This is a genomic window from Pectobacterium polaris (genome assembly GCF_002307355.1).
Taxonomy (GTDB): domain Bacteria; phylum Pseudomonadota; class Gammaproteobacteria; order Enterobacterales; family Enterobacteriaceae; genus Pectobacterium; species Pectobacterium polare.
This window is the reverse complement of the sequence record NZ_CP017481.1, coordinates 1,757,066-1,776,453: the sequence shown is the minus strand read 5'-3', so window position 1 is coordinate 1,776,453 and position 19,388 is coordinate 1,757,066. Positions and strand designations below refer to the sequence as shown.

General features: G+C 52.8%; 19 protein-coding genes. 9 read left to right on the top strand and 10 right to left on the bottom strand.

Annotated elements, in window-relative coordinates:
* Positions 1 to 27: 27 nt before the first annotated feature.
* The gene (locus BJJ97_RS08080; RefSeq protein ID WP_095993597.1) at positions 28 to 1,023 is read left to right on the top strand and encodes a glutathione S-transferase family protein; all 996 of its coding nucleotides are present in this window, start codon (positions 28 to 30) and stop codon (positions 1,021 to 1,023) included.
* A gap of 88 nt (positions 1,024 to 1,111) precedes the next feature.
* Here the strand turns inward: BJJ97_RS08080 and BJJ97_RS08075 are convergent, their stop codons facing one another.
* Complete coding sequence (locus BJJ97_RS08075) at positions 1,112 to 2,008, bottom strand: LysR family transcriptional regulator (protein WP_039481961.1); 897 nt, start codon at positions 2,006 to 2,008, stop codon at positions 1,112 to 1,114.
* A 112-nt stretch (positions 2,009 to 2,120) separates the two neighbouring features.
* Between BJJ97_RS08075 and BJJ97_RS08070 the strand changes: the two genes are divergently transcribed.
* Together BJJ97_RS08070 and zur are read left to right on the top strand one after the other, a co-directional pair.
* Positions 2,121 to 2,819 carry a pirin family protein gene (locus BJJ97_RS08070; RefSeq protein WP_095993596.1) on the top strand — a complete coding sequence of 233 codons (699 nt, stop codon included), beginning with the start codon at positions 2,121 to 2,123 and terminating at the stop codon, positions 2,817 to 2,819.
* Positions 2,820 to 2,941: 122 nt separating this feature from the next.
* Positions 2,942 to 3,451, top strand: a complete 510-nt coding sequence (zur, locus tag BJJ97_RS08065; RefSeq protein ID WP_010298842.1) for a zinc uptake transcriptional repressor Zur — start codon at positions 2,942 to 2,944, stop codon at positions 3,449 to 3,451.
* 55 nt (positions 3,452 to 3,506) lie between these two features.
* Here the strand turns inward: zur and BJJ97_RS08060 are convergent, their stop codons facing one another.
* The 3 genes from BJJ97_RS08060 to BJJ97_RS08050 all read right to left on the bottom strand — a co-directional run bounded on the left by BJJ97_RS08060 (position 3,507) and on the right by BJJ97_RS08050 (position 5,247).
* Positions 3,507 to 3,716, bottom strand: a complete 210-nt coding sequence (locus BJJ97_RS08060) for a CsbD family protein (RefSeq protein WP_039289892.1) — start codon at positions 3,714 to 3,716, stop codon at positions 3,507 to 3,509.
* A 446-nt stretch (positions 3,717 to 4,162) separates the two neighbouring features.
* Entirely contained in the window at positions 4,163 to 4,771 is a 609-nt protein-coding gene (gene lexA / locus BJJ97_RS08055; protein WP_005971310.1) for a transcriptional repressor LexA, read from the bottom strand.
* 110 nt (positions 4,772 to 4,881) lie between these two features.
* Positions 4,882 to 5,247 (bottom strand): diacylglycerol kinase, encoded by a 366-nt coding sequence (locus BJJ97_RS08050; RefSeq protein WP_095993595.1) that lies wholly within the window; start codon positions 5,245 to 5,247, stop codon positions 4,882 to 4,884.
* Between the two features lie 127 nt (positions 5,248 to 5,374).
* On the opposite strand from BJJ97_RS08050, the gene plsB reads away from it, so the two are divergent.
* The gene (gene plsB / locus BJJ97_RS08045) at positions 5,375 to 7,960 is read left to right on the top strand and encodes a glycerol-3-phosphate 1-O-acyltransferase PlsB (protein WP_376765224.1); all 2,586 of its coding nucleotides are present in this window, start codon (positions 5,375 to 5,377) and stop codon (positions 7,958 to 7,960) included.
* A gap of 139 nt (positions 7,961 to 8,099) precedes the next feature.
* On the opposite strand, the gene ubiA is transcribed toward plsB, so the two are convergent.
* From ubiA to BJJ97_RS08020, 5 genes are all read right to left on the bottom strand, one after another.
* A complete protein-coding gene (ubiA, locus tag BJJ97_RS08040; protein ID WP_095993594.1) occupies positions 8,100 to 8,963 on the bottom strand; it encodes a 4-hydroxybenzoate octaprenyltransferase in 864 nt (287 codons plus the stop codon).
* A gap of 34 nt (positions 8,964 to 8,997) precedes the next feature.
* Entirely contained in the window at positions 8,998 to 9,507 is a 510-nt protein-coding gene (gene ubiC, locus BJJ97_RS08035) for a chorismate lyase (protein ID WP_039282400.1), read from the bottom strand.
* A 264-nt stretch (positions 9,508 to 9,771) separates the two neighbouring features.
* Entirely contained in the window at positions 9,772 to 11,418 is a 1,647-nt protein-coding gene (gene groL, locus BJJ97_RS08030) for a chaperonin GroEL (protein ID WP_095701514.1), read from the bottom strand.
* A gap of 45 nt (positions 11,419 to 11,463) precedes the next feature.
* Positions 11,464 to 11,757 carry a co-chaperone GroES gene (locus tag BJJ97_RS08025; protein WP_005971295.1) on the bottom strand — a complete coding sequence of 98 codons (294 nt, stop codon included), beginning with the start codon at positions 11,755 to 11,757 and terminating at the stop codon, positions 11,464 to 11,466.
* A gap of 253 nt (positions 11,758 to 12,010) precedes the next feature.
* Entirely contained in the window at positions 12,011 to 12,493 is a 483-nt protein-coding gene (locus tag BJJ97_RS08020; protein WP_095993593.1) for an FxsA family protein, read from the bottom strand.
* Between the two features lie 506 nt (positions 12,494 to 12,999).
* On the opposite strand from BJJ97_RS08020, the gene aspA reads away from it, so the two are divergent.
* The 5 genes from aspA to BJJ97_RS07995 all read left to right on the top strand — a co-directional run bounded on the left by aspA (position 13,000) and on the right by BJJ97_RS07995 (position 18,767).
* Positions 13,000 to 14,439, top strand: coding sequence for an aspartate ammonia-lyase (aspA, locus tag BJJ97_RS08015; protein ID WP_095993592.1), 1,440 nt, complete (start codon positions 13,000 to 13,002; stop codon positions 14,437 to 14,439).
* A gap of 246 nt (positions 14,440 to 14,685) precedes the next feature.
* On the top strand, positions 14,686 to 15,987 hold the full coding sequence (locus tag BJJ97_RS08010) for an anaerobic C4-dicarboxylate transporter (protein WP_095701512.1): 1,302 nt from the start codon (positions 14,686 to 14,688) through the stop codon (positions 15,985 to 15,987).
* Positions 15,988 to 16,118: 131 nt separating this feature from the next.
* Positions 16,119 to 16,451, top strand: a complete 333-nt coding sequence (cutA, locus tag BJJ97_RS08005) for a divalent cation tolerance protein CutA (protein WP_014914061.1) — start codon at positions 16,119 to 16,121, stop codon at positions 16,449 to 16,451.
* Positions 16,427 to 18,157: a protein-disulfide reductase DsbD gene (locus tag BJJ97_RS08000; protein ID WP_095993591.1), complete on the top strand. Its 1,731-nt coding sequence runs from the start codon at positions 16,427 to 16,429 to the stop codon at positions 18,155 to 18,157. Before cutA ends, BJJ97_RS08000 begins: the two co-directional genes overlap by 25 nt.
* Before the next feature lie 34 nt (positions 18,158 to 18,191).
* Complete coding sequence (locus BJJ97_RS07995) at positions 18,192 to 18,767, top strand: transcriptional regulator (protein WP_014914059.1); 576 nt, start codon at positions 18,192 to 18,194, stop codon at positions 18,765 to 18,767.
* Here BJJ97_RS07995 and BJJ97_RS07990 read toward each other — a convergent pair.
* Positions 18,764 to 19,354, bottom strand: a complete 591-nt coding sequence (locus BJJ97_RS07990) for a LysE family translocator (protein WP_095701510.1) — start codon at positions 19,352 to 19,354, stop codon at positions 18,764 to 18,766. The genes BJJ97_RS07995 and BJJ97_RS07990 overlap by 4 nt on opposite strands.
* Between the last annotated feature and the right edge of the window lie 34 nt (positions 19,355 to 19,388).

The following is a 19,388-nucleotide window of genomic DNA, read 5'->3' as shown; positions in this document are numbered from 1 at the left end:
TATCATCACTCACTAACGGGAGGATTTATGGGACAACTGGTTGACGGCGTATGGCACGATACCTGGTATGAAACCAAATCTACCGGCGGCCATTTTAAGCGTTCAGAATCCGCATTCCGCAACTGGGTAACGCCCGATGGCGCACCCGGCCTCACCGGCAAAGGTGGCTTTCCTGCCCAGTCCGGCCGTTATCATCTCTATGTTTCTCTCGCCTGCCCGTGGGCACACCGCACGCTGCTCATGCGGCAGTTGAAAGGGTTAACAGATCACATCGCGGTTTCGGTGGTTCATCCACTCATGCTCGATCACGGCTGGACGTTCGATACCGATTTTGAAGCCGCGACAGGTGACTCACTCTATCAGCACGAATTCCTCTACCAGCTCTACCTGCACGCTATGCCAGACTACAGCGGCCGGGTGACCGTGCCTGTCCTGTGGGATACCGAGCAGCACACCATCGTCAGTAACGAATCCGCCGATATCATCCGCATGCTGAACAGTGCTTTTGATGGCGTGGGAGCAACGGCGGGCGATTATTACCCAGAAGCGCTACGCGCGCAGATTGACGAATTGAACGGCTGGATTTACGACAAGGTCAACAACGGTGTGTACAAAGCTGGTTTTGCGACAAGCCAGTCAGCCTATGATGAATCCGCCACAACCGTTTTTGCCGCGCTCTCCGATCTGGAAAGCATTCTGGCAAAACAACGCTATCTGACAGGTAAGCAGTTAACCGAAGCCGACCTGCGGTTGTGGACGACGTTGATCCGTTTCGATCCGGTCTATCACACGCATTTTAAATGCGATAAATATCGCCTGAGCGATTATCCCAATCTGTTCGGTTTTCTGCGTGATATTTATCAGATGCCCGGCATCGCCGATACCGTCGATATGGCGCATATTCGTCACCACTACTATCGTAGCCATGGCACGATTAATCCGCATGGCGTGATTTCGCTGGGTCCAGAGCAAGATCTGAATCAGCCTCATCAGCGTGATAAGACGTTTGTCGATTTATACTAGGTTTTTGTCGATTTTCGCTACGCAGTAGTGAACTAGTGAATAGTGCGGCAAGGTGTGGAGCCACACCTTGCCGCAAAAAGCGCGGGATTTAAGGCTGGTTCAATAGTTTCGGAATCTCACGCAGGAACCAGGATTTCGCCTCGCCCATGCTGTCTCGCCGCCACGCCATAATTATCTGACTTTCCATCTGATGCTCCGGCCCAATCACCAGCAAACGCCCTTCGGCAATATCTTGCGCAACCATCGGATAAGGCATGGTCGCGACGCCTAATCCCGCCAGCAGCGCACGCCGTTTATCATCCAGCGAACTCACCGTCAGACGTTGCTGTTTATCCAACAGCTGCACGGTCAGTACCGGGCGTTCGCGCGCGGTGTCTGCCATCGCAATCCCACGGTATTTCACCCGGATCGCATCCGACAGCGGTTCAGGTTCCTGATGAATCGGATGTTCTGGGCTGGCGACATAAACGTTATTCATCGTGTACAGCTTGCGGGTATTCATTTCAGAAGACGCGCGAAAATGCATGTCTGGCGCAATCACGATATCGGCGCGCCCTTGCTCAAGACGCTCCCACGCCCCGGCCAGCACTTCCGTCAGAATCGATACCTGCGTATTGGCTTTGAGCGCCAGTTTATCGATTAATGGGAAAATTCGCTGAGTCGGAATTAGTGCTTCCGTCACAATCGTCAGGTGCGTTTCCCAACCGCGTGCCAGTGCTTCTGCGTCCGTCGTGAGCTTATCCGCGGCCTCCAACAGGATGCGTCCGCGTTCCAGCAGCATCCGCCCGACATTCGTGAATTTAGTACGATGCCCGGAACGATCGAACAGCACCACATCTAACTCTTCTTCCAATTTCTGCATGGTATAGCTCAGCGCCGAAGGCACCCTACCCAGCTCGTCTGCCGCAGCGGCAAAGCTGCCACGACGATCGATCGCATCCATCACCCTCAAGGCTTCCAGCGTCAGTGCTCGTTCTCTCGCCATCTTCGTACTCATTCAGGAATTTTGAATATACCCACCAGATTAACTAGCTAACAATCCAACGTCCACACAATTACTATCAGTTCAATAAATAATTCTCTGGGGGATAAAAATTATGATCACACGAAGAGCAGCAGGGCAATGCGGCCAGGCCGACTATGGCTGGTTACAGGCGCGCTATACCTTTTCTTTTGGTCACTATTTTGACCCACAGTTGCTGGGCTACGCATCTCTGCGCGTGCTCAATCAGGAAGTATTGGCACCGGGGGCATCATTCCAGCCGCGAACCTACCCACGGGTTGATATTCTGAACATTATTCTTCAGGGCGAAGCGGAATATCGCGACAGCAACGGCGGCCACATTCAGGCCAAAGCCGGAGATGTGCTGCTGCTCTCCACGCAGCCAAACGTCAGCTATAGCGAACATAATACCAGCGCTAACAAGCCACTGACGCGGCTGCAATTATGGCTGAATGCTTGCCAAACGCGAGAGAACAGCCCGTTGCAGCGCATGGGGCTGAGTTCAGTAAACCATACGCTGCTTGCCTCACCGGAAGGTGAACATAATAGCCTGCAACTGCGCCAGCAGGTTTGGGTTCATCATGTCGACCTCCAGCAGAATGAGCAAAGCACCATCGCACTACAGGGAAATCAGGCGTACCTCCAATTGATCCACGGCTCGATGGCGGTAAAAGGCAATCAGAACAGTGAAACACTACACTGCGGCGACGGAGCCTTCATTAAGGAAGAAACGGCGTTGACGCTACAGGCAGAGTCGCCTTTGCGGGCGCTGCTCATCGATCTGGTCGTGTAGCGCGTCTGTCCGTTGCTTTTGTAGGGAGTTGTTTTTGCAGGAAAACGCCGCCAGTTCGGCGTTTTTATTCAGTCGTGGTAAGATATCCGTCTTGTTCCTCAACGCGTCAGGGTGATATGACAATGGATTCAACCAAACAGGACAAACTTCTTGCCCAGGCTGAACAGATTTGTCAGCAGCGCGCTGTGCGTCTCACGCCACAGCGGTTAGAGGTTTTACGCCTTATGGCACAGCAGTCCGGTGCTATCAGCGCTTATGACCTGCTGGACCTGCTGCGCGTTTCAGAACCTCAAGCGAAACCGCCAACCGTCTATCGCGCGCTGGATTTTCTGCTGGAACAAGGCTTCATTCATCGCGTCGAATCAAACAACAGCTACGTGCTGTGTCACCATATTGAAGACCACAGCCACACGTCCGCCCTTTTCATCTGCGATCGCTGCGGGCAAGTCACCGAACGTCAAACCGAAGGTGTGGAAGAAACGCTGCGTAGTCTGGCACAGCAGTCAGGGTTTACGCTGCGTCACAGCGTGGTGGAAGCACACGGGTTGTGCGGAGGCTGTCAGGAAGTTGCATCATGCAAACAGCCGGATCATTGCGATCACGATCATACTGTTCCCATTAAAAAACGATAGCCCAAGGGCTATCGTTTTTTCTGTGGAGAGACATAACTGTTGTGACCAGTGATAGCTACCAGTGATATTTGTGGTGATCTTCCCAGTGTTTCACTTCTTTCTCTGCCGCTTCTTTTTCGTACCCGTAACGTTCCTGGATTCTACCCACCAGTTGGTCACGTTTACCTTCGATGACCGTCAGATCGTCATCCGTTAATTTGCCCCATTGCTCTTTCGCTTTACCTTTAAACTGTTTCCAGTTACCGCTGGCTTGGTCTTTATTCATAAGAATCTCCGTACCTTAGGTGAATTGCGCATAAAAAATCGTGACTACCGACTTATGCGTCAGTTTCAGATAAATAGATTTATTCAGTAAGCAGCATCATAACTCTGTGAACCATGACGGTGCTCTTCGCCACTGTCTCCCTTGATTACCGGGCTATCTAAATGTGATGGCTAATGATCAATCGGCAAACGATCAATCAAGATAAAAATGCTTACCTTGATAAAAATTATAGTCGAATATTTCACTTAATATGGAAAACCAGGAATCTGTGACTGGAATGAACGTTGAGAAAGGGAAAATCACCGCAAAAATCAGTGAAAAAACAGAAGGATAATGGGGATCGTAGAAACGCGCGCGAAATGTAACTAAATATATATGGTTAGCAGATTAACAGACGAACATGATGCACTGACCCAGACAGACGAGCAGTGCATCTCTGCGAATGGTTAGCTCCAGTCGCTGTTACGAATCACGCCAACCGCTAAGCCTTCTATCGAAAAGCTTTGCTGACGCAGATCGACAACAATCGGGGCAAACTCTTCATTTTCAGCGAGGAGGTGTACCGTATTACCCTGCTTTTTCAAGCGCTTCACCGTCACTTCATCGTCAATACGTGCGACGACAATCTGACCGTTGCGCACATCTTCTGTTTTATGCACGGCCAGTAAATCGCCATCCATAATACCGATATTTTTCATCGACATGCCGCTCACCCGCAGCAAGAAATCAGCGCTGGGTTTGAACATCGCAGGGTCAACCTGATAGCGACACTCGATATGTTCCTGTGCCAGCAGAGGTTCACCTGCGGCCACACGACCAACCAGAGGAATACCCGTCTCTTCTTCCATCAGCAGACGAATACCACGAGACGCGCCCGATACAATTTCAATCACACCTTTACGCGCCAGCGCTTTCAGATGTTCTTCAGCCGCATTAGGAGAGCGAAACCCCAGTTGTTGAGCAATTTCCGCACGCGTTGGCGGCATTCCGGTTTGCGCAATATGATCGCGGATCAGGTCATAAACCTGCTGCTGCCTTGCTGTTAATACTTTCATTCCGCCCCCTGGTTGTTTATACAGTCTTGCTGTGAGTATATACAGGTAAGCCACAATTGGGAATGACGATATCGGCAAAGCCCCTGACTTTTACTCATTTATGCGTGCCGTCAGGCAAAATGTTGCCAGAGGATGCTGCCCCAGACGACAGCGGCTAACAGGATGGCAACAAAGACAGCGGCCGACCCAATATCTTTCGCCCGACCGGATAATTCGTGGTGCTCAAGTCCAATGCGATCGACTACCGCTTCAATGGCGCTATTGGCCAGCTCAAACAGCATAATCAGTACCACAGACCCAATCAGCAGCAGTTTTTCGACCAGCGTAACTGGCAGTAAACACGCGATAACCACGCCGACAAGGGTCAGTATCGTTTCCTGACGAAACGCTGCTTCATGCTGCCACGCCTGCTTCAGCCCCCTAAAGGAATAACCGGTCGCCTTAATAATCCGGGTCATCCCCGTTGCTTTATTCATTTATCCTCCATTATTTACGCAAAATAGTTGGCATTTTAACGCGCTTACGTTGTCTCATCACCACAGATCTCCGGCGCAGTTTCTGGTATCCTTGCGGCGCATTGCTAACAAGAGGCTCCATGTTGTTATGTCAGGTTGGCGTAAAATTTACTATAAATTATTGAATCTCCCACTGAAACTGCTGGTGAAGAGCAAAGTTATTCCCGCAGATCCGGTGGTCGAGCTGGGGTTAGATCCCTCACGTCCTATACTCTATGTTCTGCCTTATAACTCTCAGGCAGATCTCTTGACGCTACGCGCGAAATGCCTGGCATTGGGGCTACCCGATCCCTCGCAGTCGTTCGAATTCAATGGCGTCGAACTTCCTAGCCACGTCTTTATTAATGATGGGCCGCGCGTCTTCCGCTATTACGTTCCCAAGCAGAAATCCGTCAAACTGTTCCACGACTATCTGGATTTGCATCGTGCCAATCCAGATTTAGACGTACAGATGGTGCCGGTTTCCGTGATGTTTGGGCGTTCTCCAGGTCGGGAAGGCCACTCTCAGGCCGCACCACACCTGCGCCTGCTCAACGGTATCGAGAAATTCTTTGCCGTCCTGTGGCTAGGCCGCGACAGCTTTGTCCGCTTCTCCAGCCCGGTGTCGCTACGTTATATGGCAACCGAGCATGGTACTGACAAAACCATAGCCCACAAACTGGCGCGCGTCGCGCGTATGCACTTCTCCCGCCAGCGTTTGGCGGCAGTTGGGCCGCGCTTGCCGGTGCGTCAGGAGCTATTTAACAAGCTGTTGGATTCCAAAGCGATCAAGAAAGCCGTAGACGATGAAGCGCGCAGTAAGAAGATTTCTACTGAGAAAGCGCAGCAGAACGCTATTGCTCTGATGGAAGAAATCGCCGCTGACTTCTCCTACGAAGCCGTGCGTCTGTCGGATCGCGTATTAAGCTGGACGTGGAACCGCCTTTATCAGGGGATTAACGTCCACAACGCCGAACGCGTTCGCCAACTGGCGCAGGATGGCCACGGCATTGTCTATGTGCCCTGCCACCGCAGCCACATGGATTATCTGCTGCTGTCCTACGTCCTGTACCATCAAGGCTTAGTACCGCCGCACATCGCCGCTGGCATCAACCTTAATTTCTGGCCTGCGGGACCGATCTTCCGCCGTCTTGGCGCGTTCTTTATTCGCCGTACCTTCAAAGGCAACAAGCTGTATTCCACGATTTTCCGTGAATATCTGGGTGAGCTGTTTGCCCGCGGTTATTCGGTTGAATACTTCATGGAAGGCGGACGTTCACGCACGGGCCGGCTGTTAGAGCCAAAAACCGGTACGCTAGCGATGACCATTCAGGCCATGCTGAGAGGCGGTACGCGCCCTATCACGCTGGTGCCGATTTATGTCGGCTACGAGCATGTGATGGAAGTCGGCACCTATGCGAAAGAGCTGCGCGGTGCGGTGAAGGAAAAAGAAGGCTTTATGCAGATGGTGCGCGGTTTGCGCAAACTGCGTAATTTGGGTCAGGGTTATGTGAACTTCGGCGAACCACTCCCGCTGACAACCTACCTGAACCAGCATGTACCGCAATGGCGTGATGCGATCGATCCCATCGAGGCACAGCGTCCAAGCTGGCTCACGCCGACGGTGCAGGATATCTCTATGGATATCATGGTGCGCATCAACAATTCTGCGGCAGCAAACGCAATGAACCTGTGCTCTACGGCTTTATTAGCCTCACGCCAGCGCTCGCTGACGCGCGAACAAATGCACGAACAGCTGGATTGCTACCTCCAGCTGCTGCGCCAGGTTCCTTATCATAAAGATATTACGGCACCGAAGAAGACAGCAGATGAACTGCTGGAACACGCGCTGGGCATGAACAAGTTTGAAGTCGAGAAGGATAGTATTGGCGATATCATCATTCTGCCGCGCGAGCAGGCGGTACTGATGACGTACTACCGCAATAATATCCAGCATCTGTTGGTCTTGCCGTCGCTGATCGCCAGCATCGTCATCCATCACCGCCGGATTTCGCTTGCCGAAGTCGTGCGACAGATCGCGCTGATCTATCCGCTGCTGCAAGCTGAACTGTTCTTGCATTATTCCAAAGAGCAGTTGCCGAGCGTGCTGGAAACGTTGGCTAATGAACTGATTCGACAAGAGCTACTGTGCAGCCGTGATGGTCAATTAGCTATCAACCCGCCACGTATCCGTACGCTGCAACTGCTGTCAGCTGGCGTGCGTGAAACCCTGCAACGCTATGCGATTACGCTGTCCTTGCTGTGTGCGAACCCAGAAATAAACCGTGGAACGTTGGAGAAAGAAAGCCGGAATATGGCACAACGCCTGTCCGTCCTGCACGGCATCAACGCGCCGGAATTCTTTGATAAAGCAGTGTTCTCAACGCTGGTCGCAACCTTACGCACAGAAGGGTATATCACCGACAGTGCGGAAGCGGCACAAGGCGATATCCTGGAAATCTACAACATCCTCGGCGATCTGATCACCCCGGAAGTTCGGTTGACTATCGAAAGCGCCAGCTCATCCGCTGAAATGGAAGCCAATAGTCAGATGGGAACCGCCAGTCAGGTAGAAACCAATAGTCAGATAGAAACCGCCAGTCAGGTAGAAACCAATAGTCAGATAGAAACCGCCAGTCAGGTAGAAACCAATAGTCAGGCAGTAGAAAAAGTAGAAGAGACAAAGCAGACGTAGCCGGACAGTAACGGGAAAATGGCGGATAACACCCCGCCATCAAGCCGTGGAGGCGTTTGGCATAACAAACACGTCTGAGCATTCCGCCATAAAAAAAGCAGCGAGAAATCGCTGCTTTTTTTGTTTATGTCGGTTCAAGCTATAGACCAAACAGCACACCAATAAATATCGCCATACCCGCGTATTTATTATTGTGAAAGGCTTTGAAACAGGCATCACGTTCGCGCTCAGCGGTCAGGATTTGCTGATAAACAAACATCCCCGCAGCCACCAGCAGCGAAATATAGTATGGAGTTCCTAATCCGGTGGCGATTCCCAAAGCCAGCAGCAACGCCAGCATACTGAGCTGCAGCAACCCAATGATGATATTGTCAAAACGGCCAAATAGGATCGCGGTGGATTTCACGCCGATCTTCAGGTCGTCATCACGATCCACCATTGCATATTGCGTATCGTAGGCAACCGTCCAACAAATGTACGCCAAAAACATCATCCAGCAGCTTGCTGGCAGGCTTTCACTCACCGCCGCATAAGCCATCGGGATTGACCAGCCAAACGCCGCGCCCAACACAAACTGAGGAAGATGGCTGACCCGCTTCATGAACGGGTAGACCCACGCCAGAACCAGCCCCGCAACGGACAGCCAGATCGTCATCTTATTCAGTGTCAGCACCAGACCAAACGCCAGCAAGACCAACACGACAAACAGCACTTTGGCAGCTCGCTCGCTCACTTCGCCGCTAGGCAATGGGCGAGAAGCGGTACGTTTTACGTGGCCGTCAAAATGGCGGTCGGCATAATCATTGATGACGCAGCCTGCTGCACGCATCAAGAAAACGCCAGCGACAAAAACAAACAGCGTCCACGGTGCAGGTGTTCCCCCTCCCGCTAGCCACAGCGCCCATAGCGTTGGCCACAGCAGCAACAGAGAACCTATCGGTTTATCAATTCGCATCAAGCGACAATAAGCCAGCCATTTCCCTGCTGTAACACTTCTTTCCAAGGATTTATCTCCTCAAATTACCTGCCAACCTTCATCACCGGCTGAAATAAATCGGTGATTCCGGTAAGAAAAGCTCAGTCAACAGTAACGGATAACCAGAGACACACAGGCGGGAACGCCGCGCCCATAAGCCTTCACTGCATCCGGTATGGATATAGTCACGCGTCAGCGCCTTTTGTCCAAACAGGTAGCGGCCTAGCGGCTGATTGCCTATTTTCGTCAGGGCTGAATCCGTGCCGTCGAGCGTCTGTTGCGGAACAATGGTACGGCCAAAAAGCCAGGGACGATCGTCACCATACAGCACCACTTCACGCAGCCAGTAACGCTCACTGTAAGGTAGCTGTTCGCGCTCTTCGCCCAGCGCCTGTGGCGTAATGAATTTCTCACTGCACAGGATGGTCTTCAGTTGGGCACAATATTTTTCAAGTCGCCGCGTCATGGAGCCGGTTTCCATCAGCCAGTCACCAATGTGCTCAGGTAATACCGAAGGGGGCTCAGTAAACCAGGAAATAGAGCGCAGAAGCGTAGACGCATCGTCAGACATTGTCCCTACTCCGAACAGGGTTGTTTTGAATAAAAAGGTATTCGTAAATAAAGTAACGCCGCCATTGTAGCGCAGAATGCTTCCCCGATAACAGGCTATAAACGCATTCATCAACGATACGGCAACATTTCAGCAATGCCGCGCATAAAAAAAGCACCACCCAGTCTCGCGACCAGATAGTGCTCTTTAAAGGACAGAAAGACGTGCTTCTGTAACCTGACTCCTTGTCACCAGAAAATGGCTTCCGGCGACAATGGCGTCATATTACATCATGCCGCCCATACCACCCATGCCGCCCATACCACCAGCGCCACCTAAGTCAGGTGCATCGCCTTTCGGCAGGTCGGTAACCATACATTCGGTAGTGATCATCAGACCAGCAACAGAAGCCGCGAACTGCAGAGCAGAACGTGTGACTTTGGTTGGGTCCAGAATACCGAAGTCGATCATGTTGCCGTATTCTTCAGTTGCTGCGTTGTAACCGTAGTTACCGTCACCAGCTTTAACGTTGTTCGCAACCACAGATGGCTCTTCGCCAGCGTTGGAAACGATCTGACGCAGTGGAGCTTCCATCGCGCGCAGCGCAACTTTGATACCCACGTTCTGGTCTTCGTTTTGAGCAGTCAGAGAAGCCAGTTTGGCTGCAACGCGAACCAGCGCAACACCACCACCAGCAACCACACCTTCTTCTACCGCAGCGCGAGTTGCAGCCAGGGCATCTTCAACGCGTGCTTTCTTCTCTTTCATTTCAACTTCAGTTGCTGCGCCAACTTTGATAACGGCTACGCCGCCAGCCAGTTTAGCCACACGCTCTTGCAGTTTTTCTTTGTCGTAATCAGACGTTGCTTCTTCAACCTGCTGACGGATCTGAGCAACACGGCCCTGAATCGCAGCTTCTTCACCCGTACCATCGATGATGGTAGTGGTGTCTTTGTTGATCACAACGCGTTTCGCCTGACCCAGATCTTCCAGCGTCGCTTTTTCCAGCTCCAGACCGATCTCTTCAGAGATAACGGTACCGCCAGTCAGCGTCGCGATATCTTGCAGCATCGCTTTACGACGGTCGCCGAAGCCCGGTGCTTTCACCGCAGCAACTTTCACGATTCCACGCATGGTGTTAACCACCAGCGTTGCCAGCGCTTCGCCTTCAACATCTTCAGCAACGATAACCAGCGGTTTGCCGGCTTTCGCTACTGCTTCCAGTACTGGCAGCATTTCGCGGATGTTGGAGATTTTTTTGTCAGCCAGCAGGATGAACGGGCTTTCCAGTTCTACAGCACCGGTTTCCGGCTTGTTGATGAAGTACGGAGACAGGTAGCCACGGTCGAATTGCATACCTTCAACCACGTCCAGCTCGTCTTGCAGACCGGTACCTTCTTCAACGGTGATAACACCTTCTTTACCGACTTTGTCCATTGCTTCGGCAATCATTTTGCCTACGGTTTCGTCGGAGTTAGCAGAGATGGTACCAACCTGAGCGATAGCTTTAGAGTCAGAGCACGGTACAGACAGTGCTTTCAGCTCTTCAACAGCGGCGATAACGGCTTTATCGATACCGCGCTTCAGATCCATCGGGTTCATGCCCGCTGCAACAGCTTTCAGGCCTTCAGTGATGATAGCCTGCGCCAATACGGTTGCGGTCGTGGTGCCGTCGCCTGCTGCGTCATTCGCTTTAGAGGCAACTTCTTTCACCATCTGTGCGCCCATGTTCTCGAACTTGTCTTCCAGCTCGATTTCACGCGCAACAGATACGCCGTCTTTAGTAATGGTCGGTGCACCGAAGGATTTATCCAACACGACATTACGGCCTTTCGGGCCCAGGGTAACCTTCACTGCATCAGCCAGTACATTTACGCCGCGCAGCATTTTTACGCGAGCGTCATTACCGAATTTTACGTCTTTAGCTGCCATGGTCTATTTCCCTCAAATTCTTTCAGTTCAGATGATTACGCGCAATTACGCTTCAACAATTGCCAGAATGTCGCTTTCAGACATGATCAACACTTCTTCGTTATCAATCTTCTCTGCTTTCACGCCATAGCCATCATTGAAAATAACGATGTCGCCAACTTTCACATCCAGCGGCTTCACTTCGCCATTTTCCAGGATACGTCCGTGACCTACGGCCAGAACTTCACCGCGGGTAGATTTACCAGCAGCGGAACCAGTCAGTACGATACCGCCAGCAGATTTTGACTCAACTTCTTTGCGCTTGACGATCACGCGGTCATGCAATGGACGAATATTCATTGATAGCTCTCCTTTGAGAAAGTCCATATCGGTTTAGGATAAACGCCGACTATGTCTTCATAACAACTATGTTTCATAACGATTATGCTTTTCATAATCGGCCTTGTGGTGTTCTAAGTGGGGGCGTTTCACCGCCCTTCAAGGGAAAAAATTCATTTTTTTTGCGTTAGGCGTCTGCCTATCGCTGACATCTGATAAAAAATAAGGATTATCAATATGATAATCCTTATCTGCTTTTCAATTCGTCTTGACGTTAACGGTTGTCACTATCGTCACGGTGTTCAATATTTCCGCGCCCGCCATCCTTGCGCTGGTATTCACCTTCAAAGGTGTTACCGCCGGGAGACGATGCACCTGGGCCTGCTTCAGGGCCAGAACGCCAGACGTGCAGGTGAGGCATCAGTTTGAGCGTCAGTCTTTTCTGCACTGGCGGCAGCAGTAACAGCAGCCCCAGAAAGTCAGTCAGGAAGCCCGGAATCAGGAGCAGGAAGCCCGCCAGCACCAGTGACACGCTTTTTACCATCTCGGCCGCCGGGCTTTCACCTGCCGCCATTTTCTGCTGCATCTGCACCAGCGTTTTCATCCCCTGATTACGCACCAGCGAGACGCCCACGCAGGACGTGAAGACAACCAGCAGCAGAGTCATGGCGACGCCAAGCACCTCAGCCACCTGAATAAACAGCGATATCTCGATGTAAGCCAAAAGAAAAATAAGTAATAACGGTAACCAGCGCACCCGGTACTCCTGTGTGTTTTACGCGTACTGTTCTAATAAAACGTCTGTTAATAAGAACGTGTTAAGCCATCGCTATTGAAAATCCAGTACGCCTTACTACCCATCGGATTTACTACCAATGGATTAGGTAAAGTGCGCGCCTGTTCTGCGATCCGGCACATCATGATTTACTAAAATGGGTACGGCTTTGCGCATTTTCAAGCCGCCGCCCTACGATTATTGTTCTAAAATAGTGACTCGTGACTACAGTCACAGTTCATTTACCGTCGTGGTAGAGAACGCCAGTATAGTGATCTAAACACCTGTTTTTCGCTGTCGTAACGACATATCCTCACGGCAATGGATACCTGGTTGGTCAAACATCCCGAGACTATTGCCGAGATAAGACGGTTTATTCGAGACCACATTGTTTTTAAAGATAATGACTTTTCGAGATAACGCCGCCCGACACACCAGCCCACAACGTCTAGTTGCATCACTAGTCGCACAACAGGATAAGCACTCTCATGTCAGAAAACATCCGTATTGAAGAAGACCTGTTAGGCACCCGAGAAGTTCCCGCAGACGCGTATTATGGCGTTCACACGCTGCGCGCTGTCGAAAACTTCTATATCAGTAACAATAAAATCAGTGACATACCCGAGTTCGTGCGCGGCATGGTGATGGTGAAGAAAGCCGCGGCGCTGGCGAACAGAGAGCTGCAAACTATCCCGAAAAAAATCGCTGACGTCATCATCCGCGCCTGCGATGAAGTGCTGAATAACGGCAAATGCATGGATCAGTTCCCAGTTGATGTCTATCAAGGGGGGGCTGGCACGTCGGTCAATATGAATACCAACGAAGTATTAGCCAATATAGGTCTGGAGTTAATGGGCCACCAGAAAGGCGAATACCAGTATCTGAACCCCAACGATCACCTGAACAAATGCCAGTCCACCAATGACGCCTACCCCACCGGATTTCGTATTGCGGTCTACGCGGCCGTCCTGAAACTGACGGAGGCGATAGCGAAGTTGAGCGATGGCTTCGAACGCAAAGCCAAAGAATTTGAAGACGTGCTGAAAATGGGTCGCACCCAGTTGCAGGACGCCGTGCCGATGACACTCGGTCAGGAATTTCATGCATTTAACGTGCTGTTGCAGGAAGAAATCAAAAACCTGCTGCGCACGTCGGAACTGCTGCTTGAGGTCAATCTGGGCGCGACCGCAATCGGTACGCGCCTGAATACGCCGGACGGCTATCAGCAACTGGCGGTGCAGCGTCTGGCAGAAGTCAGCGGCCTGCCGTGTGTGCCAGCAGAAGATTTGATCGAAGCCACGTCAGACTGCGGTGCCTATGTGATGGTACACAGTTCGCTGAAGCGTCTGGCCGTGAAGCTGTCGAAGATCTGTAATGACCTGCGCCTGCTCTCTTCCGGCCCTCGCGCTGGCCTGAATGAAATCAACCTGCCGGAACTGCAAGCAGGTTCCTCGATCATGCCCGCCAAGGTGAATCCGGTCGTGCCGGAAGTCGTCAATCAGGTGTGCTTCAAGGTCATCGGTAACGACACTTGCGTCACGATGGCGTCAGAGGCCGGGCAATTACAGTTAAACGTGATGGAGCCAGTTATCGGTCAGGCGATGTTTGAATCGACCCACATTCTGACCAACGCCTGCTACAACCTGCTGGAGAAATGCGTCAACGGCATCACCGCCAATAAGGCCGTCTGCGAAGCTTATGTCTTCAATTCCATCGGGATTGTGACGTACCTGAACCCGTTCATCGGCCACCACAACGGCGATATCGTCGGCAGAATCTGCGCGGAAACGGGGAAAAGCGTGCGTGAAGTTGTCCTGGAACGCGGCCTACTGACGGAAGCTGAGTTAGATGACATTTTCTCTATCCAGAACCTGATGCATCCGGCGTACAAAGCCAAACGCTACACTGACGAAAACGAGCTTCCCTAACACCAACACCTAATCCCCACAGGCACGTCCGTTCACGAAGAACAGCGTGCCTTTATTTTTTGCCGTCTACGGCCATAAGAATAAGTTATGTACTCTAAATAATTCGAGTTGCGTGAAGGCGGCAACCGCACGAATCCCCAGGAGCTTACACAAGTAAGTGACTGGGGTGAGTAAGGGCAGCCAACGCACAAGCAGCTTGAAGTATGACGAGTAGATTGAATTTTTTATTAATTAAGGAGCATAGTCATGCTTGGTCTTGAGTTACTGATCGTTCTGCTCGCCATCTATTTGGGGGCGCGGCTAGGAGGCATCGGCATTGGTTTCGCCGGTGGCCTGGGGGTGCTTGTTCTTACGCTGGGGTTTCAGATAAAGCCCGGCGTAATCCCCTTTGATGTCATTGAAATTATCATGGCCGTTATCGCCGCCATCGCCGCGATGCAGGTGGCGGGCGGAATGGATTATCTGGTCAGTCTGGCGGAGAAACTGCTGCGTAAGCATCCGAAATACGTCACCTTTCTCGCGCCACTGGTCACCTATTTCATGACGATTCTGGCTGGAACCGGACACACCGCGTTTTCCACCCTGCCGGTTATCGCCGAAGTCGCCAAAGAGCAGGGTATTCGCCCTTCTCGCCCGCTATCTATCGCCGTCGTTGCCTCACAAATCGCCATTACTGCTTCGCCAATCTCGGCGGCGGTGGTATTTGTTGCCGGTATTCTTGAGCCGCACGGGGTCAGCTATCTGCTGCTGTTAGGCATCTGTATTCCTACCACACTTGCCGCGATCATGTTGACGGCAATTGTGACCAACTTCCTGGGTAAGGAGCTGAAAGACGACCCGATTTATCAGGAACGTCTGAAGAAAGGCGAAACCACGCTGCGCGGTAATAGCCAGCATGAGATCAAACCGGGTGCCAAACTTTCCGTGATGTTGTTTCTGATCGGCATCGTCGCTGTCGTGCTGTATGCCACGGCGATCAGCGGCACGGTGGGGCTGATTCAGAATCCGGTTCTGCCACGCAACGAAGCGATTGTGGTCTTTATGCTGACGATCGCCACGCTGATTTGCATCACCTGCAAAATCGACACCTCGCGCATCCTCTCTGCCAGCACGTTTAAGTCCGGCATGAGCGCCTGTATCTGCGTGATGGGCGTGGCCTGGCTGGGCGATACCTTTGTTAAAGCACACATTTCCGATATTCAGGATACCGCTGGCGCGCTGCTGCAAAGCTACCCGTGGATGCTGGCCGTCGTGCTGTTCTTCGCTGCCACGCTGCTTTACTCGCAGGCGGCAACGGCAAAAGCGCTGATGCCTGCTGCGCTGCTGTTGGGCGTGTCTCCGGTCACGGCCGTGGCATCTTTCGCTGCCGTTTCCGCTCTGTTCGTTCTGCCGACTTATCCGACTCTGTTGGCCGCCGTGGAGATGGATGACACCGGCTCAACGCGCATCGGCAAGTTTGTGTTTAACCACTCCTTCCTGATTCCGGGCGTGATGGCGATTACGCTGTCGGTGATATTTGGCTTTATCCTCGGCAGCATCCTGATCTAAACATTGCCTGTCAGACAGTCCCTCGCGGATCGGCGTAACTCGTCGATCCGCCTCATTCCCTTCAAACAATAAAGCAAGGTATAGTGTGGCTCTGGTTGTCTGGGATTTGTTCATCTGACACGGAGGATGTGATGTCTGACCGCCCGCTCTGCGATGCTGTCGTCATATTATGTACCGCACCTGACGACGCCTGTGCGCAACGGCTTGCTAACTCGCTACTGGAAACGCGGCTTGCTGCCTGCGTCACCCTGCTACCCGGCGCACGTTCGCTCTATTACTGGGAAGGCAAGCTCGAACAGCAATCAGAAGTACAAATGCTGATAAAAAGCGATACCTCACATCAGCAAGCGCTGCTGACTCACCTGAAACAACAACACCCTTACGATACGCCGGAGCTGTTAGTCCTGCCGGTATCCGGGGGCGATAGCGATTATCTGACATGGCTCAACGCATCTTTACGCTGATTTTCCTGTTATGGACGGCTTTCGGCACACCCAGTGTGGCCGCTTCTTCTTTCGGTCAGAAACTGTTTGGCAACAGCACGACGTCACGCTTTCTGCCGGTCGACGGCGCTTTCGCCTTTGAGTTTCAGCAGCAGGATAACCAGCTCAACCTGCGCTGGGATATCCATCCTGATTACTACCTGTACCGCGCACAAATCAAGATCGAAGGAAACGGTGCCACGCTTGGCAAGGTGGATCTGCCACAGGGCGAAAGCCATAACGACGAGTTCTTCGGTCAGGTCTTTATCTTGCGGGATCGGCTGGCGCTAGCGGTTCCGATTCAACAGGCCGACAACGGCGCGACGGTTAAAGTCACCTATCAAGGCTGCGCCGATGCGGGTTTCTGCTATCCGCCGGAAACGCGAGTTGTTCCTCTCAGTCAGGTGATTGCTAACACAGGCACGGATACCTCGAATACTGCATCAGCCCAGACGGCACCGCCGCAGACCACGCCGATGCCGTTCTCGCCGTGGTGGGCCCTGTTGATTGGTATCGGCGTCGCCTTCACACCTTGCGTCCTGCCGATGTACCCGCTGATTGCCAGCCTGGTGCTGGGCAGAAAAGAACAGCTGACGCCGCGCCGCACGCTGCTGCTGTCGATGACCTACGTTCAGGGCATGGCGCTGACCTACACGCTGCTCGGGCTGGTTGTCGCCGCCGCCGGATTACGCTTTCAGGCCGCGCTCCAGCATCCTTATATTCTGATTGGCCTGTCGGTGATGTTTGCCGTTCTGGCGTTATCCATGTTTGGCCTGTATACGCTCCAGCTCCCGTCATCGGTACAAACCCGACTGACAGAGTGGAGCAACCGTCAGCAGGGCGGCTCCGTCACTGGTGTATTCTGCATGGGCGCGCTGGCTGGACTAATTTGTTCCCCCTGCACCACCGCCCCGCTCAGCGCCATCCTGCTTTACATCGCCCAGAGCGGCAACATGCTGGCAGGCGGCGGCACGCTTTATCTCTACGCGCTCGGCATGGGCTTACCGCTCATTCTGCTCACGCTGTTCGGCAACAAACTGCTGCCGCGCAGCGGCCCGTGGATGCAGTACGTTAAGGAAGCATTTGGCTTCATCATTCTGGCACTGCCCGTCTTCCTGCTGGAACGCATTCTGGGTGAAACGTGGGGAATGCGCCTGTGGAGCGCGCTCGGCATCGCCTTCTTCGGCTGGGCGCTCATGCTGACGCTGCGCAGCAGCAAAGGCTGGATGCGTGGCGTACAACTGCTGCTGTTGGCAGGCGTGGTGATCAGCGCCAAACCGCTGCAAGACTGGGTATTTCCTCCGGCTGGCGTGGCACAGGCTCATACCTCAGCACTGAACTTCGCCCCTGTCGCCAATATTGCCGATCTCAACAGTTCGCTGGCAAAGAGCGCTCAGCCTGTTATGCTCGATCTTTACGCTGACTGGTGCGTTGCCTGCAAAGAGTTCGAGAAATACACGTTCAGCGACCCAGCGGTGCAAAACCATCTGTCGCGCATCACGCTGCTACAGGCGGACGTCACCGCTAACCGCGAAGAACAAAACGCGCTGCTGAAAAAGCTGCAGGTTTTAGGGCTGCCGACCATCGTATTTTTTGACGCTCAGGGGAAAGAGATCCCCGGCTCACGCGTCACCGGCTTTATGAATGCTGAACAATTTAAGGCGCATTTACAGAAGTTCAGCCCATAAACAACACGAGATATGTGCTTCTGGAGGAGACCTAATGCAACGGGAAGATGTTCTTGAACATGCGCTTACTCTGCTGGAGCAGCACGGCTTTGCCATGACAACGCTGGATATGCTGGCGGAGAGACTGGGGGTTCCGGTAGAGGAACTGACGCCATTCTGGCCGGATCGGGAGGCGCTGCTGTACGACGGCCTGCGTCACCATAGCCAGCAGGTCGATACCTGGCGGCGTCAGCTTCTCTTGGACGACGAGAAAAGCATCGAGCAGAAGCTGCTGGCACGCTATCAGGTGCTGCATGAGTCTGTGAACAAACAGCGCTATCCGGGCTGCTTGTTTATTGCGGCGTGCAGCTTCTTCCCTGATATCAATCACCCTATCCACCAGATTGCGGAACAGCAGAAGCTGGCGTCTTACCAGTACACCCGCGATTTGCTGGAAGAGCTGGAAACCGACGATCCTGAGATGGTGGCACAGCAGATGGAATTGATTCTGGAAGGCTGCCTGAGCAACCTGCTGGTCAAGCATCAGGCCGCCAGCATCGCTACTGCACAGCGGCTGGCAGAAGATGTCTTACGCTTTGCGCTGTGCCGCAAAAATGGCGCGTTGACCTAAGCGAGCATGCCTGCCCAGGCGGAAACGAACAGACACAGCGCCATCAGGCGCTGAAAGCGCACCATTGCAACGGTGGTGCGAAACACCCTGTTCACGGCCTTCCCCAGCCCTGCCCAGCACACCAGACAGGCCATCGAGATAATCAAAAACCACAGCGCCATTATCGATACCTCCCGCAACGCATGCTCCCCCGCAGGGGCGAACAAGCTGACGACGGCCAATGCCATCATCCACGTTTTCGGGTTAATCACCTGTAACAACGCCGCAGCGCGAGCCGTAAAACGGTTGTGCGATTCGCCAGAGAGAGTAGCCGCAGGTGCCCTGAATAATTGCCAGCTCATCCAGCTTAGCCACAGCACGCCCGCCCAGCTCATCACCTGACGAACCACCGGATACTGACGCAGCATCTCTCCCGCACCGGCACCGGAAATAAGGACGATAGCGCTTGCCGCCACACAGGCACCGACCACTGCGGGTAGCGTGTTTCTCACGCCATGACGCTGGCTGTTGGTTAAAATCAGGATATTCGTTGGCCCCGGCGTTATCGAGGCGACAAATGCAAACAGTAGAAACGGCATCAAACTCACAGGTCACTCCTTTTTTAAGAGCCCTGACTGTGCC

Coding starts and splice junctions, on each gene's coding strand:
- BJJ97_RS08080 (WP_095993597.1), top strand. CDS start 28: ATGGGACAACTGGTTGACGGCGTATGGCACGATACCTGGTATGAAACC.
- BJJ97_RS08075 (WP_039481961.1), bottom strand. CDS start 2,008: ATGGCGAGAGAACGAGCACTGACGCTGGAAGCCTTGAGGGTGATGGAT.
- BJJ97_RS08070 (WP_095993596.1), top strand. CDS start 2,121: ATGATCACACGAAGAGCAGCAGGGCAATGCGGCCAGGCCGACTATGGC.
- zur (WP_010298842.1), top strand. CDS start 2,942: ATGGATTCAACCAAACAGGACAAACTTCTTGCCCAGGCTGAACAGATT.
- BJJ97_RS08060 (WP_039289892.1), bottom strand. CDS start 3,716: ATGAATAAAGACCAAGCCAGCGGTAACTGGAAACAGTTTAAAGGTAAA.
- lexA (WP_005971310.1), bottom strand. CDS start 4,771: ATGAAAGTATTAACAGCAAGGCAGCAGCAGGTTTATGACCTGATCCGC.
- BJJ97_RS08050 (WP_095993595.1), bottom strand. CDS start 5,247: ATGAATAAAGCAACGGGGATGACCCGGATTATTAAGGCGACCGGTTAT.
- plsB (WP_376765224.1), top strand. CDS start 5,375: ATGTCAGGTTGGCGTAAAATTTACTATAAATTATTGAATCTCCCACTG.
- ubiC (WP_039282400.1), bottom strand. CDS start 9,507: ATGTCTGACGATGCGTCTACGCTTCTGCGCTCTATTTCCTGGTTTACT.
- groL (WP_095701514.1), bottom strand. CDS start 11,418: ATGGCAGCTAAAGACGTAAAATTCGGTAATGACGCTCGCGTAAAAATG.
- BJJ97_RS08025 (WP_005971295.1), bottom strand. CDS start 11,757: ATGAATATTCGTCCATTGCATGACCGCGTGATCGTCAAGCGCAAAGAA.
- aspA (WP_095993592.1), top strand. CDS start 13,000: ATGTCAGAAAACATCCGTATTGAAGAAGACCTGTTAGGCACCCGAGAA.
- BJJ97_RS08010 (WP_095701512.1), top strand. CDS start 14,686: ATGCTTGGTCTTGAGTTACTGATCGTTCTGCTCGCCATCTATTTGGGG.
- cutA (WP_014914061.1), top strand. CDS start 16,119: ATGTCTGACCGCCCGCTCTGCGATGCTGTCGTCATATTATGTACCGCA.
- BJJ97_RS08000 (WP_095993591.1), top strand. CDS start 16,427: ATGGCTCAACGCATCTTTACGCTGATTTTCCTGTTATGGACGGCTTTC.
- BJJ97_RS07995 (WP_014914059.1), top strand. CDS start 18,192: ATGCAACGGGAAGATGTTCTTGAACATGCGCTTACTCTGCTGGAGCAG.